The organism is Mycobacterium sp. MOTT36Y, assembly GCF_000262165.1.
Taxonomy (GTDB): domain Bacteria; phylum Actinomycetota; class Actinomycetes; order Mycobacteriales; family Mycobacteriaceae; genus Mycobacterium; species Mycobacterium intracellulare.
This window is the reverse complement of the sequence record NC_017904.1, coordinates 4759664-4775791: the sequence shown is the minus strand read 5'-3', so window position 1 is coordinate 4775791 and position 16128 is coordinate 4759664. Positions and strand designations below refer to the sequence as shown.

General features: G+C 63.6%; 11 protein-coding genes and 5 pseudogenes. 9 read left to right on the top strand and 7 right to left on the bottom strand.

The window, feature by feature from the left end:
* Positions 1-76: 76 nt before the first annotated feature.
* The 4 genes and pseudogenes from W7S_RS21805 to W7S_RS27910 form a co-directional block, all read left to right on the top strand.
* Complete coding sequence (locus tag W7S_RS21805; protein ID WP_041298282.1) at positions 77-1279, top strand: hypothetical protein; 1203 nt, start codon at positions 77-79, stop codon at positions 1277-1279.
* Positions 1276-1995: a creatininase family protein gene (locus W7S_RS21800; protein WP_014712383.1), complete on the top strand. Its 720-nt coding sequence runs from the start codon at positions 1276-1278 to the stop codon at positions 1993-1995. The genes W7S_RS21805 and W7S_RS21800 overlap by 4 nt, the downstream gene beginning before the upstream one ends.
* Positions 1996-2380: 385 nt before the next feature.
* Positions 2381-3304, top strand: coding sequence for a cation diffusion facilitator family transporter (locus W7S_RS21795; protein ID WP_014712382.1), 924 nt, complete (start codon positions 2381-2383; stop codon positions 3302-3304).
* Positions 3305-3656: 352 nt separating this feature from the next.
* Positions 3657-3947, top strand: a pseudogene (locus tag W7S_RS27910) (IS1380 family transposase); the annotation flags it as partial.
* Positions 3948-4080: 133 nt separating this feature from the next.
* Here W7S_RS27910 and W7S_RS26520 read toward each other — a convergent pair.
* Positions 4081-4431, bottom strand: coding sequence for a hypothetical protein (locus tag W7S_RS26520; protein WP_232067548.1), 351 nt, complete (start codon positions 4429-4431; stop codon positions 4081-4083).
* A gap of 553 nt (positions 4432-4984) precedes the next feature.
* Between W7S_RS26520 and W7S_RS21780 the strand changes: the two genes are divergently transcribed.
* Positions 4985-6673 carry a cytochrome bc complex cytochrome b subunit gene (locus W7S_RS21780; RefSeq protein WP_014712379.1) on the top strand — a complete coding sequence of 563 codons (1689 nt, stop codon included), beginning with the start codon at positions 4985-4987 and terminating at the stop codon, positions 6671-6673.
* Between the two features lie 643 nt (positions 6674-7316).
* Here the strand turns inward: W7S_RS21780 and W7S_RS26510 are convergent.
* From W7S_RS26510 to W7S_RS21770, 3 genes and pseudogenes are all read right to left on the bottom strand, one after another.
* Positions 7317-7601: a hypothetical protein gene (locus tag W7S_RS26510; protein WP_208852502.1), complete on the bottom strand. Its 285-nt coding sequence runs from the start codon at positions 7599-7601 to the stop codon at positions 7317-7319.
* A gap of 27 nt (positions 7602-7628) precedes the next feature.
* Positions 7629-9305, bottom strand: a complete 1677-nt coding sequence (locus W7S_RS21775) for an Nramp family divalent metal transporter (protein ID WP_014712378.1) — start codon at positions 9303-9305, stop codon at positions 7629-7631.
* Positions 9302-10195 (bottom strand): annotated as a pseudogene (locus W7S_RS21770) (magnesium transporter MgtE N-terminal domain-containing protein); the annotation flags it as partial. The pseudogene W7S_RS21770 and the gene W7S_RS21775, both read right to left, overlap by 4 nt.
* A 46-nt stretch (positions 10196-10241) precedes the next feature.
* Between W7S_RS21770 and W7S_RS26505 the strand changes: the two are divergent.
* A pseudogene (locus tag W7S_RS26505) lies at positions 10242-11136 on the top strand (IS5 family transposase).
* Here W7S_RS26505 and W7S_RS21760 read toward each other — a convergent pair.
* The 3 genes and pseudogenes from W7S_RS21760 to W7S_RS21750 form a co-directional block, all read right to left on the bottom strand.
* A pseudogene (locus tag W7S_RS21760) lies at positions 11134-11535 on the bottom strand (magnesium transporter MgtE); the annotation flags it as partial. The pseudogenes W7S_RS26505 and W7S_RS21760 sit on opposite strands and share 3 nt — an antisense overlap.
* Before the next feature lie 180 nt (positions 11536-11715).
* Positions 11716-13959: a manganese-exporting P-type ATPase CtpC gene (gene ctpC, locus W7S_RS21755; RefSeq protein ID WP_041298064.1), complete on the bottom strand. Its 2244-nt coding sequence runs from the start codon at positions 13957-13959 to the stop codon at positions 11716-11718.
* 10 nt (positions 13960-13969) lie between these two features.
* Positions 13970-14251 (bottom strand): DUF1490 family protein, encoded by a 282-nt coding sequence (locus W7S_RS21750; protein ID WP_014712372.1) that lies wholly within the window; start codon positions 14249-14251, stop codon positions 13970-13972.
* A gap of 187 nt (positions 14252-14438) precedes the next feature.
* On the opposite strand from W7S_RS21750, the pseudogene W7S_RS27235 reads away from it, so the two are divergent.
* The 3 genes and pseudogenes from W7S_RS27235 to W7S_RS21735 all read left to right on the top strand — a co-directional run.
* Positions 14439-14729: pseudogene (locus tag W7S_RS27235) on the top strand (hypothetical protein); the annotation flags it as partial.
* 304 nt (positions 14730-15033) lie between these two features.
* Positions 15034-15342, top strand: coding sequence for a hypothetical protein (locus W7S_RS21740; RefSeq protein WP_014712370.1), 309 nt, complete (start codon positions 15034-15036; stop codon positions 15340-15342).
* Positions 15343-15365: 23 nt separating this feature from the next.
* Entirely contained in the window at positions 15366-16079 is a 714-nt protein-coding gene (locus tag W7S_RS21735; RefSeq protein WP_014712369.1) for a hypothetical protein, read from the top strand.
* Positions 16080-16128: the final 49 nt, after the last annotated feature.

The window sequence follows — 16128 nt, the reverse complement described above, 5'->3', positions numbered from 1 at the left end:
GCCACTGATGGCAGTGATAACCGGAAACGCGCACGCCCAGCTGACCTGCGCCGATGTGTGCGGCATGATTAAAGCCGTGGCTGAAGCCGACCCGATCCGGGCACGCAACGCGCAACGGCTGCGCGCTGCCATGGACCAGTACGGTTACAGCCTTCGTGAACTGGCAATCGAGGCCGAGAATGTTCGCCGGCTGCGCGGCGATGACGACGTCCCTACTCGCGACACCCTCAAGCGCGAAATCTCTCACGTCTTGGCGACCGGCAAGATCGGTCCGATGTGGCGTGAAGACCTGGCTGCAGTGTTCGGCGTCGAGCCCGATGAGTTCTTCGTCGTGCCGATCGAGAGCCAGTTGCCGCACCCGTTGTTGCTGCAGCTCCCCGTCGACAGCGAGGTACTTGACGTCATTCAGGCTCAGCAACATGCGCATATCCGGGCCGAGCACGCCTTCGGCCCTCAACACGCCCGCCCGCTCGTCGAGTCCGATCTGGTCACGATCGAATCCCTCATCGCCCATGCACCACCGCAGCTCAAACCACAGATGCGGCACGCTGCCGGGACAATCGCCGAGGTGGCGGGGTGGATCGCCCAAGACCTCGGCGATCACAGCGCCGCGGAAAAACTCACCAACACGGCCGCCCTGCACTTGCGGTCGGCCGGTCCGGAACTGAATGCGATGATCTTGATGCGGCAGTCCAATATTTTTGCCCGCGCCAACCCCGACCTCGCCGCTGATCTGGCCGCCGACGCCGCCGAACTCATTGACGGGCAAGACGTGGGTCGCCTGGCGGCAAGCATCGCCCGCCAACAAGCACTCGCTGAGTTGGCCAACCGCAATGAGCGGGCTTTTCACCGCCATGCTGCCGCAGCGTTAGACCTCAGCGGCATCGCTCCCACGGCCCATGACCGTGCGATCTACGCCCACGGCGCCTACGTTGCCAGCGAGATCGCGTCGGGCTACCTACGCATCGGCAACCCGGACAAGGCGGTAACCCTGCTTGCCGGCCACCATCACGCCTGGACGTCAGACCAGCACCGCGACCGGGCCGTGGCCGATATGCGGCTTTTGCACGCCTACATCGCCGTCGGCGAATACCAGCAAGCGCTGGCACTGGCCGTCACGGCGATCCCGGGCTACCTGGCCGCACCCTCTCAGCGAGCCCGACTTCATCTCGCCAAGGCTGGCACAGTCGTTCGGGACCGCCGGCGACGAAACAAAAGCCCGATTCTGCAACAACTCGCCGGTCGCATAAAGAACGCCACCCAAGGAGCCGCCACATGAGCCGCCGTGTCATCCCCGACACCACTACCGCAGACTCCGCGACCGCCAGCACCGTTGCGGTCTTGCCGGTCGGAGCATTCGAGCAGCACGGCCCCTACTTGCCGTTGGGCACCGACACTCTCATTGCCTGCGCTATCGCTTCATCAATCAGTCAGCATCACAACGTGTTTCAGCTACCGCCTGTCGCATTCGGCTGCTCCCACGAGCACGCCGCTTATCCCGGCACTGTGAGTATCAGCGCAACCACACTTGCCGCCGTCGTCGCCGACATCACCGAATCACTTGCCCACCAGAACATCGCCGCGTTCATCGTCGTCAACGGCCACGGTGGCAACGCGGTACTCACCAACGTCGTACAACAAGCCAACCACCCGCGAACCCCCATGAAGGTCGGGCTCTACCCCAGCCGCGACGACTGGGCTGAGGCCCGCATCGCCGCAGGAATCCAAAGCAGCAACCACGACGACATGCACGCTGGCGAACTAGAGACCTCCATCCTGCTCGCCAGCTGCCCCGACTACCTGCGCGAGGGATGGCAGACCAGCGATCACACAGCCAGCGATCGCCGCTACCTGACCACCCTCGGCATCCACGCCTACACACCCACCGGCATCATCGGCTACCCATCGCACGCCACCGAAACCAAAGGCAACAAAGCCCTCGACCACCTCGGCCGCAACGCCGCCACCCTGATCGAAGTCCTCACCGGCCAGTAACCCGAACCAGCCGCCCAGCGGGGCGGCTACCGTCCGCTGGCGCTCCCGTCCGCCGCCCCGCACGACCACGGCCCCAACACCGACCAAGCCCACCACCGACCACCTGTGACCTGGCCCGTGAGAACTTTCTTTACTGGTATCAAGCGGCTGTCCGGTCGGCTATTTCCGGAATTCGCTTGCCGTGTGGCGCGAAGCGCACCGGGCTGGCGCTCACCCGCCTTGGCCCCACCTGCTTTCTACGCCTGCTGCTGGCAGTATGGCGGGTGAACTTTGCCGAGATGACGACGGCGACGACCCTCAGTTCGCTAGCGTGAAATATGTAGTGGTCATTTAGCTAAACGCGGGAGACATCCAGATGAGCTCATCCAGCAAGCGCGATAACACTATGGAGCCCACTCCGAGCCGGCCCGATGGTGACGGGCACGGGCTGCGCATCGGCAGCGCCGGTGAACGCCATCAGAAGCCGTTGATGATCGCATTCGCGTTGACCGCCACCTATGCCATCGTGGAGGTCATCGGCGGTATTGTCACCGGGTCCCTGGCGCTGATCAGTGACGCTGCCCATATGGGTACCGATGTGCTCGGACTCGGGCTCGCCTTGTCCGCGATCTATATGGCAAAGCGGCCGGCCGCAGACCAGCGCACCTATGGCACATACCGGTTGGAGGTGCTGGCCGCAGTAATCAATGGGCTGTTGCTATTTGGCGTCGCTTTTTACGTCCTCTATGAGGCGGTGCGGCGCTTCCTCGCGCCGCCAGAGGTACTGGGTGTGCCGATGTTGATCGTGGCCACGGTCGGGCTGGCGGTCAACATCATTTCCTTTCGGCTGCTCACCGCAGGCGCCAAGGAGAGCCTGAATGTCAAGGGGGCCTACCTGGAGGTGCTCTCCGATATGCTCGGTTCGATCGGCGTCATCGTCGGGGCCATCGTGATAGCAATCACTGGATTTCGATATATCGACGCCATTGTCGCTGCGGCTATCGGCCTGTTCATCCTGCCGCGCACCTGGCAACTCATGCGTCAGGCGCTGCGAATCATCATGGAGGTCGCACCCCCGGGAGTCGATGTCAACGGCGCCGCCCGTGACCTGACCGCAATTCCCGGTGTCCGTGAGGTCCACGACCTGCACATCTGGACGGTCACCAGCGGCATGGAGGCCGCAACCGCACACGTGGTGATAAGCGATGGGGCCAACTGGCACGCCGTGCTGGACTCAAGCCGCCAACTCCTTGCCGAACGCTACGGGGTAACCCATTCCACAATCGAGGTCGAGCCTGCCGGCCACGTCGAACAACCCGCCGGCTTCTGACCGCAGCGAGCAAACGGGTGTCCGAAGCGAAGCCGCGACACCAACATGGTCCGCCGGAAGCCGCTGACGACACCTTGCATCTGTCTTGAACAAGCTCGCGCGACGCGAAACGTTTACACCGCGCAGCCTGAACGACCACCAGAGAACGGCAGTGTGCTGGCTTCTCGTCGGCTCAACAACGCGTTCGGCACGGTTCCAGCCAGGTGCATGGAACATGCTGGTACCACACGGCAGTGGGAGTCGGGCACCCGGGCACTTGACCCGTAAGCCTATGGGCACGTTCCTACACAACGCGTCCCAGGAGGTCCAATGATAGGAGGTTCGGCGGCCGACCTAACGCGCGAAGTTGCGTGTGTTCGCCGACCTGATCGACGGACCACTGGCGCAGACGCCCTTGGAGCGTTCGGCGCCAACAGGATCCGATCCGCTGCCTTCGCCCACAACCTGCCGCGCGTTGCCGCAAGCTGGGATCAACCGCAACTCCACCGCGCGGGACGCCACACTGCGCCACAAGGTCGTCAACGTTCCGGTCCGCCTGACCCGACCTCTTCTGCATCTGCTCAGCCATTGGCCCTGGGCTGACGCATGGCTGACGTTGTGGTGCAACATGATCGGACAGCGCCCACCACGGCTCACCGCCTGACGATCGCCGAAAAGGCCGGAGCGGAGCAACAAGGAAAGCCGGGCAGACCAGCGGATACAGCACGCCGTCCGTCGAAATCAGGATCAGACCAGGCGGCATCAGCTCAACAACCAGCCCCGTCGGTGGATTCAGGCTAAGGCAGCGACGGCAGCGTGATCTCCGATGGCAGCGTGATTTTCGACGGTAGTGATGGGAGGGTGATTTCCGATGGCAGTGACGGCAGCCGAAAGCCGCCCGACGTGCTGGTGGCTGGCGCGGTCGTTGTCGTAGTTGTCGTTATGGAGGGGCTGCCGCCCTGGCTGCCTGTGAACAGCGCGACGATGCCCCAGGTGATCAGGGCGATGAGGATCGCGAGGACCGCTCCTAACAACACCACGCGCCTGCGATACCAAGGGGTGAGGCGCGGCTGGTTTAGACTCTGGCCGAGATTTGTATAGCTAATCTGGTCATCGCCACCGTTATTCGGAGATTCGTAGCGGGCCACGGTGCCCGATCGTAACAGTTACCATTCACGCCCGGAACGCTTCCGGGTCGATGGGCGCGAGCCAGGTGGTATCGCTGGCGCCCAGCCGCAGTCGCAAAGTGAAGAACGGGCTACTGCGCGTGGGCAATTGCTGGGTTCCCCTCATGACACGAAATTTGAAAGCGGTCACGGAGTTTAGCGCTGCTACTGACAGCGATGTTGCTGCGAGTGAGCACTTTTGAAGGGACTTAACCGCGTGACATCCGCGGGCCAGATATCCACGACGCGGTGGCGCGGAGCCGCGATACTGATGACGCGAACAGTCGACCCGAACAGTCGACCCTGCTTGCCGTGGTGCTTCGCCGTAGGTAAGCAGTATGCACGCGCCTCAAAGCATGGGGGGTGTGCCGCGAATGACCCACGACTATTGTGACTATGGCCCACTGCTGCGGGTTCGCCGCCCGGGGCAGCCATTGGGGGATCGCGCTACGCGTTTAACGGCCCCAGAAATGGTAAACACTTTCGCCGTGAAGCGATGCGTCCACTGCCGACTTTCGCGGCATCTGTGTAGCCGATGAGCCCAAAATTCGATGACGTGCTCGTTGATCAGGGCGGCGCGCTTGATTCGCGGTATCACCCCTCGGCGGCTCTACGGCGTCAGCTCAATAAAGTGTTCCCCACCCATTGGTCGTTTCTGCTGGGCGAGGTGGCCCTGTACAGCTTCATCGTGCTGGTGATCACCGGGGTGTATCTGACCCTGTTCTTTGACCCGTCGATGACCGAGGTCACCTACAACGGCGTCTATCAACCGCTGCGCGGCGTGGCGATGTCGAAGGCCTACCAGTCGACGCTGGATATCAGTTTCGAAGTGCGCGGCGGGTTGTTCATCCGCCAGGTCCACCATTGGGCGGCGTTGATGTTCGCCGCGGCGATCATGGTGCATCTGGCCCGAGTCTTTTTCACCGGGGCGTTTCGGCGGCCCCGGGAAGCCAACTGGATGATCGGCGCCCTGCTGCTGATTCTGGCCATGTTCGAGGGCTACTTCGGCTATTCGCTACCCGATGATCTGCTGTCGGGCACCGGGCTGCGCATCGCGTTGTCATCGATCACGATGAGCGTCCCGGTAATCGGCACGTGGCTGCACTGGGCGCTATTCGGTGGCGACTTTCCCGGCGACATCATCGTTTCGCGCATGTACGCCATCCATGTCCTGATTCTCCCGGCGATCTTCGCGGCACTCATCGGCGTGCATGTGGCGTTGGTGTGGTTTCAGAAACACACCCAGTTTCCCGGTCCCGGCCGCACCGAGAACAACGTGGTGGGTGTGCGGGTCATGCCGGTGTTCGCGGTCAAGTCCGGCGCGTTTTTCGCGATGACGGTCGCCATCTTGGGTCTGATGGGTGGGCTGTTGCAGATCAACCCGATCTGGAATCTCGGTCCCTACAAGCCGTCGCAGGTGTCGGCCGGTTCCCAACCCGATTTCTATTTGATGTGGACCGAGGGGCTGGCTCGCCTTTGGCCGGCGTGGGAACTGTACGTGTGGGGCCACACCGTGCCCGCGGCGTTCTGGGTGGCGCTGCTCATGGGAGTGGTATTCGTCCTGTTGACGAGTTATCCGCTCATCGAGAACAAGATGACCGGCGACAACGCCCACCACAACCTGCTGCAGCGGCCGCGCGACGCGCCGGTGCGCACCGCCATAGGGGCGATGGCGATCGCCTTCTACCTGGTGCTGACCTTCAGCGGAATGAACGACATCTTGGCCTACAAGTTTGAAGTCTCGCTGAACGCCACGACCTGGATAGGTCGCATCGGGATGGTGGTGCTGCCACCGATCATTTACTACATCACCTACCGGTGGTGCGTCGGACTCCAGCGCAGCGACCGCGCGGTGCTTCAGCATGGCGTCGAGACCGGCATCATTAATCGCCTTCCGCACGGCGCCTACATAGAAATACATCAACCGCTAGGAGACGTCGACGAAGACGGTCACCCAATTCCATTGGAATATCAGGGCGCGGCAGTACCCAAGCGGATGAACAAGCTCGGCGCCAGCGGCGCCCCCGGCACGGGCAGTTTCCTGCGGCCAGATCCGGCCGAGGAAAGCGACGCACTCGCCCGCGCCGCGCGATCCGGTGAACGGCACGCGATGACTGCGCTGCGGCAACGCCAGACAATCACTGGTTCAGGCGACGGGCAAGCGATTAGAGACGACAGCCAGAAAGCCGAGATTCCTCCGAGGCCGCGGAGGCATCAGTTATGAGGGGTAGCGACGCCAGAGAAACTGAAAAAGTACGACCGGGAGTTCCGCGAGGAGCGGTTCGGATGCGATCTTGCCCCGTAGGGCATGTCCTTCGGCGAGGTCATCACCCACTTTTGACCGAGGAGGAGCACCCCGCACCCGGGGCAGGCCGCTGCCCTTTCGCCAGCCGTGACCACGTGCACCACCCAGACCTCGCCGCGCGCCGCTCGACACGCTCAACCCGTACACATGGCAACCAAACAACGATGTCGTACCGTCACACACGGTCCTTGCCGTTCCTTCTGGACTGTGAGGTCCGTGAACTTCAGACTCCGGAAGGCCGATAGCCTTCTCATCCAACGACACGCCCTATGAGGCGAAGTCACAACTGCCCGTTGAACATTCAAGAGCTGGCAAGGCGCGATGGGAATGAGGTGGAAACCCGCACTCGAAGCGTTTGCCATCACCTTCAACGGCCGGATCACCCCGACCGGCAACCGACGGCTTCGGGCATGTCGACACGAGGCAATAGTGGGTGGGTGTCAGCGCAGCGCTGGGCCGCTACTGGGAGTCCCGCGCTCTACCGGTGGTGCGGCATTGTCCGTCCCCCATTGGTCCATGCCCCCGGCTGGGATACCCGGACGGTATTGCGGGCTGTGCGATGTCACCGCCGCGCCGAAGAAATTGCCGGCCACATGTGCCGAGAGGTCGGTATCATTCGCCAGCGACAAATATTAGAAGGTCTTGAGACGCGGGAGCGTTGGGGGCCACCGACATGGCTTTGTTTGGTGCGCGCGCGGCGTCGTCGACGTTGGATGATGATGAATGCCACTGCCAGGGCGACTGCAATGGTGGCGAGGATGGCAGTTCCGGTGATCTGCTGGATGTCGTTGTAGTGCGGTAGGTAGTTGGCTTCCGCGGCGAATCGCCCGTTGCGTGGCGTGCTCATTTGGTGACCTTTCGGATTGGCCCAAATTCATCGGCCGCTGAGCTGGACAGCCTTGACGATGAGCAGGACGGCGCCGACGACGAGGTAGCCGCGCAGCGCAATCATGCCTAGACGGGTCCCTGGCGACCAGGTCACGGGCTCTAACAAGGTCAGTGGTGGCATTCGCCAGCTATTGCGGTCAAGGGGCCGCGCCGGGCTTGATGCCGCCGGTGGTGAGGGCTGGCGGCGACCCATCCAACGAAGTGTCGGTACCGTGGCTGCGGCGAGTATGACCAATGTCAGTGCCAGGTAGCCGGCGACAACGATCACGTCGAGGCCGGGGAACAAGGTAGTCGCCATCAGGATTCCCGACAGCAGCAGCAGGACGCCGACGATTAGGCCGGCAATCCAGTTGAGCCAGGGCCGGTTTACCCAGGGGCCCAATACTTCCCGGTCGTTGCACAGCAGCAGGAGGAACACGCTGGCGCTGGGCAACAGCAAGCCAGCGAGGGCCTGCACGGCGGTGGTGATCAACCCGAGGGGGGCGCCAGGAATCAGCACGATCGCCGCCGCAAACGCCACCATTGCGCTGTAGGAAAGGTAGAAAGGTTTCGCATCGGCGAACCCTCGGTGCAGCGAGTGTTTCAGGCCGAATACGTCGCCAAAGGCGTAGCTGGTGGCCAGGGTCACTGCGGCGGCGCCGAGGATCGAGGCGTCCATCAGCACGATCGCGAACAACCAGCCCAGCGTCGAATTGTGTTGGCCCAGCAGATGCGAGATGGCGCCGGCGTCGGTGAAACCACCGGCTGTGCCAGTGGAGCGCGCCGCCCAGTCGCCGATCATGACCAGTGCGGTGGCGCCGGCAACCACGATGAAGGCCCCCAACACGGTGTCGGCGCGCTCGTAGCCCATAAATCGAGGCGTAATGCGCTTATCGACGACGTTGGACTGCTGAAAAAACAGCTGCCAAGGCGCCACGGTGGTGCCGACGATGGCAATGATCAAAAGCACCGCATCCGAGGTCACGCCACCGGAGATGTTTGGCACCACAAATGACTTGGCGGCCTGGGCCCACTGTGGGTGCGCCATAAGCAGGATTGGGATCTGCGCCAAAGTGATGGCAATGAAGACGAACATGGCCCGCTCCCAACGGCGAAAGCTGCCGCTGGCCATGATCGCGATGAGCGTGAGCGCTGAGACCGGAACGACAATATATTTGGAGATACCGATGTAGGTGGCGGCCAAAGTGATGCCGATGAACTCGGTGACGATCGTGAGGAAGTTGAGCAGGAACAGGTCACCGACGGAGAACCAGCCCCAGCCGCGGCCGAAGCGTTCGTTGATCAAGCGGGCATGTCCGACACCGGTAACCGCGCCGAGCCGGACCACCATCTCTTGGTTGACGATGAGCACCGGGATGAGCAGGAGTAGCACCCACAGCAGGGAGTAGCCGTAGTTTTGGCCAGCTTGGGTGTAGGTGGCAACCCCGCCGGCATCGTTATCACCGACCATCACAATGATTCCGGGGCCGACGATGGCCAGCAGCGTCAGTAGCCGCGTCTTGAACGTGCGGGGATGGTCGGTTTCACCGACGTTAATGCGCCCAAAGGCGCCCTCAATATCACCGAGGTGAGCCGAGTCAAGCACCGCGGTGCGCTTCGGTGGTGGCGACTCGGATCGGTGAGTCGCTGCTGCGTGGCCGGTGGCCTCCTCGCCGGAGGTCACGGCGCCTCACTCTCCGGTGCAGGCGCGTCGCGATCGTCATACGGTGGGGCGATTTCGCGGACCGGGCGGGGGGCGGGTTCGCGGCGCCGCCAATCCTCGGGGATGGTGGCTTCTAGCACGTCATCGACGGTGACAACCCCGAGCACGCGGTCCTGGCCGTCGACGACGGGGATGGAGTAGAGGTTGAAGTCGGCCATCAATAGGGCGACGTCGGTCAGATCGGCTTCGGCCCCGATTCGAATTGGGTCGCAATCCATCAGTGCTTCAACGGTTTGACCGGGTTCGGCTTGCAGCAGGTCGATCACCGACACGACACCAGCCAGGCGGTTGTCTTCATCAAGGACATGCATCTTGACCAATGCCTCGGGCTGTATCGTTGTGGCGCCCGCGATCAGTGCCAGCGCCATGCCCGCGGTGGTGCTTGCGGCGCAGGAGACGAAGTCGACATTCATCAGGCCGCCGGCGCTGTCGGGGTTAAAGCCCATCAGGGTGATCACTTTCGTGCGCTGCGGGCCCGGCATGAGCTCCAGCACGCGCCTGCGCCGCGATTGACGCAGGTCTGCGATCGCGTCGGCGGCGTCGTCGGCGCGCATCCGGCCCATTAGTGCGGCGACCTCGTCATCGGCCATGTCATTGAGCAATCGGCTGGCCTTGTCAGGGTCGAGTTCTTCGAACACGTCGGCTTCCAATTCCGGGTCGCTGCGGACTCGGTCGAGGATCTCCCCACCCTCGGCTTTGTCAGCGTCTTCGAGAAGATCGGCGATGTCGGCGGGTTTGAACCCGCCGAGCCGGCCTGCCTGACGTCGCGAGGCACCGGAGCGGGCGTGGCCGATCAGTGGTTCGAATGCCTTCCAATCCCGGGCCGCATGCCCACCCCGACTTTTGACTAGGGCGTGTCTGACAAAGTTTTGGGGTGTTGTGCCTGAGGCTTGAGCTATGTCGCGGTTTCAGTTGCTCACTGATGCTCAGTGGTCGTTGATCGAAGATTTGCTTCCGGCCCGGACAGGTAAGCGGGGCAGGCCCTTTCAGGATGCTCGCTCGATGGTCGAAGGCATTATTTACCGGTACCGGTGTGGGATCGCCTGGCGAGACGTGCCCGAGGTGTTCGGACCGTGGCAGACGATCTGGACCTGGCATCGAAGGATGAGCGCCGAAGGCACCTGGGATGTGGTGCTGGCTCGGTTGCTGGCCGCCGCAGAGGCGGCCGGGCTCATCGACTGGGCGGTGGCGGTGGATTCCACGATCGCCCGTGCTCATCAGCACGCTACGAACATCACCCGTGACACGGGGGGCTGGGTCGAATTACACGAATCTGGGCATCGAGCCGCCTGACCACGGCATTGGCCGCTCCCGCGGTGGGTTGACCAGCAAGATTCATCATCTCGTCGACGGTCGTGGACGGCCCTTGGTGGTGCTCGTCGGCCCTGGCCAAGCCCATGACGGACCGGTGTTGGAGCATTTGCTCGCACACGTGAAAGTGCACCGCCGCGGTGGCCGACCACGGACCCGCCCCGATCGCGTCCGCGCAGATAAGGCCTACTCCAGCCGCGCAACACGAACACGGCTGCGCCGACGTGGCATCGGCGCGGTCATTCCCGAACCCTCCGACCAAATCGCTAACCGTAAGCGGCGAGGTGCACGTGGCGGCCGGCCGCCGGCCTTCAACGCCGAGGATTACAAGGGCCGCAACGTCGTTGAGCGAAACTTCAACGTCGTCAAGCAATGGCGCGGACTGGCCACCCGCTATGACAAACTCGCTCTCGTCTACCGCGGCGCAGCTGTCCTGAGAGCTATCACCCTCTGGCTACCGCATTTGTCAGACACGCCCTAGTCCGAAGAACCGCGCCGGGCGGCGAGTATCCAGACGGGCAAGCACCCACCCGACGCCGATATCTTCGAGCTCCACGTCATAGGCGCGTACCAACTCCACGGCAGCCACATCGATCAACCGGTGTCCCAGCACATCAGCGCGCAGCAACACCTCGCCGTCGCGGCGTTCGAAACCGCGCAGATCGATTTTGTGTGTCGCCAATACCACGCGGTCTGGGGCGTACTCAGAAATGGAGGGGCTGCCGATGAACACCCGCCGCCTCCCCACCACAGCGACGATCCCACTCACCAACGGATACTCGTCGGCGCCGCGCAGCCGCACAATCACGTCCTGCACCCGGCCCACAGCCTCGCCCGACCGGGCCAACACCGGCGCATGCAGCAACTCCGAGAGATGCATAACCGGGTGCGACCCGACCTGCTCAGCCGACGTTTCTGGTCCACTCACTTGTGCTCACCTTTCTAACCGGGCGCTCGTCGGCCTCAGGCGTTAAGCGGCCCACTCGAATGAAAGGCCCGTGAGCCCAGAAGCGCGCCCATTGGGGATGACGCTGCGGGGGAGACGCGACAGCAGGGGCAATCAATCGGCGACCGGGGACGACACCGCGGCTTGCTCACGGGTGGTGCCGACGGGCGCCCCCGTCGCGTGTTCGTTCGCGGTCGCGGATTGACCGTTCATCAGGCGGTAGCGGATGAGTCGAGAGCTGTTGGTGACCACCGCGACCGAGGATGCGTTGTGCAGGATCGCGGCCAGCACCGGCGACAGGGCCCCTCCGGCACCCATGAGCAGACCGATCGAGTTGACGGCGATGGACATGCCGTAGTTCTGCCGGATCACCGCGACGGCTCGCGCACCCAGATCGGGTACATCAAGCAGGCGCTGCAGGTTGTCGTTGGCCAGCGCGATATCGGCGGTTTCCACGGCGACGTCGGTGCCGGCCAGACCCATGGCGATCCCGATATCGGCGGTCGCCAGCGCCGGCGCGTCATTGACGCCGTCACCGATCATCGCGACGACGAAGCCTTCGTCCTGCAGTTGGCGCACCGCCTGAAGCTTGTCTTCGGGTAGCACCTCGGCGCGCCACTCGTCGATGCCGAGTTCGCCGGCGACCACCTCGGCGGTGTCAGGATGATCACCGGTGAGCATCACGATGCGCCCAATGCCCTTGCTGCGCAACTTGTTCAGCACGTCGGCTGCCTCGGGGCGGATTTCGTCGCGCAGGCTGATCAGGCCGATCAGCTTGCCATCGACGGCAAGCAGCAGCGGGGTCTCGGCTTGGCGGCGCAGTTTTTCAACCCACTCGGTTGCCTTCTTGGACACGCGGACTTTTTCGGCACGCAGCAGCGAAGGGCTACCCAGCAATAAAACACGGCCATCAGCCCAGGTGCGCATGCCCAGGCCGACCAACACTTCGCACTGTTCGTGCGGCGGGATCGTGATATGGCGTTCGGTGGTCGAGCGGATCACCGCCTCGGCCAGCGGGTGACGTGAATGTATCTCCGAGCTGGCCGCATAGGCCAAGACCTCTTCGGGCTGCCAATCCTTCTGGAAGGCAACGACATTCGTCACGACGGGGCGCCCAACGGTGAGCGTCCCGGTCTTGTCGAACACGATGGCGTTCACCCGCCCGGCTTGTTCGAGGTGAGACCCGCCCTTGATCAGAATGCCGCGGCGCGCCCCGTTGCCGATCGCGGCGCTGATCGCAGTCGGGGTCGACAATCCCACCGCACATGGACACGCGATCAACAGCATGGTCATCGCGCGCCGGATGTCGCCGGTCAGCAGTAGAGTTGCCGCGGACACGATGAACGAGATCGGAACAAACCGGCGGGAGAAATTCTCACCGACCGTTTGAATCGGTGCCCGATCGTGCTGGGCCTCTTCGACGCGAGAAATGATCCGCCCGATCGTGGTTTCACTGCCCACCGCGGTCGCGCGCACCACGAGGCGTCCGCGTATCACCACCGATCCGGCGTGTACGCGGGAGCCGACGACCATGCTGACCGGCAACGTTTCGCCCGTGATCGCCGACTGGTCGACCACCGCTTCCCCGTCGAGCACCTCGCCGTCCACCGGGATCGCCACGTGATCGTGGATGACGACCTCGTCACCGATTTGCAAGGTATCGATGGGCACCTGGACTTCGCTGCCATCATTGGCCCTGATCCAGGCCGTGTCCGCGGTGCCGCGCAACAGGTCGGCGATGGCCCGGCGGGTGCGGCGCAGCGTCAGGTCCTGCAGGTACTCGCCGATATTGAGCAGCCACAACACAGTCAGCGCGACCACGTTCTCCCGCAACACCATGCTGGCCACCGTGGCCGCCGTCACCAACGTGTCGGTGCCCGCTCGGCCAGAACGAAGCGAACGTAGCGCCCCCCGGAAGAACGGATAGCCCATGAACACCGTCGCGCCGGTCGCCACCAGCTGACCCTTGGGCCCCAGCAGCGGCGGGCGTCGGAAACCATAGCGGCGCACACCCAACAACACCAGCGCCGCCCCGCCGACCGCAATGCGCAGCACCTCAGTGTTGCGAACATCAGCCGAGCGCGGCGTACGCGCGGGAATAAGCTCAGCCGCAACGTCTTTCGCCGCCGCAATGGCCGCCATGATCGCCGAGCGATCACAACGCTTGGGTGAATACCACACCACGACCGATCCGGTGTGGGGATAGGCGTGCACCGCACGCACACCGGTCTGCTTGTCCACCATGTCCTCGACGGCCACCGCACGACGGGAATCCGAACGAACCCACGGAACATGCAATCTCATCCGCCCCGCCGCATCGGACAGAATTTCTACGGCGGGGTCATCGACAACAGTCATCGTTAAGCGATCAGTGGTCGTGATCGTGGACCGCGGCCGCAGCCGGCGGGGAAGCCTCTTCACCGATGCGTTCACGCGCCTCAGCGACCACGTCGGCCGCCTTCAGCCGAGCCGACTCCGCGGCCACTTCCGCGCGACGCGTCCCTCGCAAACTCAACTCCGCGGCCGCGACCGTCGCCCGGCGCACAGGCGCCCCACCAGCCACCTTCCGCAACAACTCATAAGCGCTCACGCCCACCAAGCCGGTGAACACCGTCGCGGCCGCCTTTGCCGCTAGCGCATGCGGAAACATCAAATTCCTCCTCGTGTTCGGCCCTGTCGGGCGCATTTCACCTACTACTCATTCGACCGTAACATAGATACATCGCAATATCACTATGTAATGGGTCTTGGCGAAGGCCAACCCGGGGCGAACCCCGGATCGTGTTCCCTAGGTCCGGGATTGCATTAAAGGTATAGATGGCTATCGGCCACAGTGTGTGGGGCCGGAGGGGTCGTCTGATACCAAGACCAAGACTGTCGTGGCTGCGCAGTTGACGCAGAATCCTGAAGATGAGGCCGCCTCTGCGCCGGCCGTTGATGTCGTCGGCAGCCGCGAGGTCGACCGACTCGAGATCGCTTGGGCTAGGGAGTTGGTGCGCCAGGCTCGGGAGGTCGGCGTGGTGACCGGCCCGGCGGATTGCTTAAGGCGGACCAAGACCGTCTTCGAAACCGCTCCGGACGAGGAACTGTGCGAACATCCGTGGTACAACCGCCACAATTCGGCTGGCTGATCGCGCTCGTCGCAAGCCCCCGGGGTGGGCTCGTCGAATTCCCCGCCGTGAGCTGCGGTCAGTGTGCCGGTCGCAGTGGCGGCGCGGCGCGGGGCTTCGGCGGCGGCATGGTCGCGTAGTCGGTAGGACACTCGCGGTCGATGTTGATGACCGCCGAGCGGTGCAGCAGGCGGCGGCATCGACGTCGAAATCAGGCAGGGTGGCTAAGGCTGGCAGGCAGGCGAACCGCAATCGCCCCGCCACATTGGCGTGGTCGCGTTTCTTTTGCGAGGTCCGTCGTACGACGCTATCGTCCCTGATTGTGGACGACAGTGCGAAGGACCCGGCGGTGGTGCTTCCGTATCTGGTCGGGCGGCCCTTGGCGGCTACCGAGGTCTACGAAGCGTTCGGCTACCGCAAGTCCGCGTACTACAAGGCGGCTCGTGAGGGCAGGCTAATCACCGCGGACAACCTGATTAGGGCGGCCAAGTATTTGGGGTTGAACCCGGTTGACCTGCAGGTTCGCTTCGGTTTGATCGACTCCGACTCGGTTACCGAGTATGTGGAGTCCCAGGCCGGGCCGCCCCGGCTGCGTGATCTTCGCCCCGATCCCAACAGTCCGCCCGTCTGAGCGGCACTGCCGGGACCGTTTGAATGATCAAGACCGCACTCATCATCGTCACCCTGGCGGCCCTGATGTGCAGCCTGTGGATCCGGCGCGACACCTGGCGCTCCCGGTGGGAGGCCGGCGCCACCCGCAACATCGCCCTGCACGGTTGCGCCGTGCTGTTGATGTCGCATTGGGCCGCGGCCGCGCTCGGGCCGCCACTGCATCGCGTCTTGGGGCTGTGGAACATACAACATCTGCTCGGTCACATCTGCTGGATCTTCGCGGTGACGGCCATTATTCGGCACGGGCTCATCCGCCTCGTCGACGAAACCTACGAGCGCGAACTATTTCGCAAGCACGTCACGCGCCCGCTGCGGCTTGCGGTTCCGCTGCTGGTGGCGCTGTTCATCATCGCCGACGAAGGCCATCACCTCGACTTCTTCGCGGCCCCCGCCGACTTCTGGCTGCTGGCTTACTGGCTGGTCCTGGGCGCCCTGATGATCTATCTACTCTCCTACGCCGGGCGAATCCTTTTGATCCTGCGGACGGATCCCCGCTCAACGACGACCGTCGACCTCTATCTGATCTCGGCGGGATTCGGGGCGGCGGCCAGCGTGATCCAAATTGGAACCGCGTGGGCGGGCACCGACATCGCCTTGCCCGTCTGGTTGTGCGCCTGCCTGAGCGCCATCGGTTTCGCCTACGGATCCGCCCGATCTTGGCAAGCCAAGGTCGCCTGGTTCACGTCCGGCAAATAGGCCCACACCACGCGTTCGGCGCCCCTCGACCAGCGCGGGACCCTGGGCG

Coding starts and splice junctions, on each gene's coding strand:
- W7S_RS21800 (WP_014712383.1), top strand. CDS start 1,276: ATGAGCCGCCGTGTCATCCCCGACACCACTACCGCAGACTCCGCGACC.
- W7S_RS21795 (WP_014712382.1), top strand. CDS start 2,381: ATGGAGCCCACTCCGAGCCGGCCCGATGGTGACGGGCACGGGCTGCGC.
- W7S_RS21780 (WP_014712379.1), top strand. CDS start 4,985: ATGAGCCCAAAATTCGATGACGTGCTCGTTGATCAGGGCGGCGCGCTT.
- W7S_RS26510 (WP_208852502.1), bottom strand. CDS start 7,601: ATGAGCACGCCACGCAACGGGCGATTCGCCGCGGAAGCCAACTACCTA.
- ctpC (WP_041298064.1), bottom strand. CDS start 13,959: ATGACTGTTGTCGATGACCCCGCCGTAGAAATTCTGTCCGATGCGGCG.
- W7S_RS21750 (WP_014712372.1), bottom strand. CDS start 14,251: ATGTTTCCGCATGCGCTAGCGGCAAAGGCGGCCGCGACGGTGTTCACC.
- W7S_RS21735 (WP_014712369.1), top strand. CDS start 15,366: ATGATCAAGACCGCACTCATCATCGTCACCCTGGCGGCCCTGATGTGC.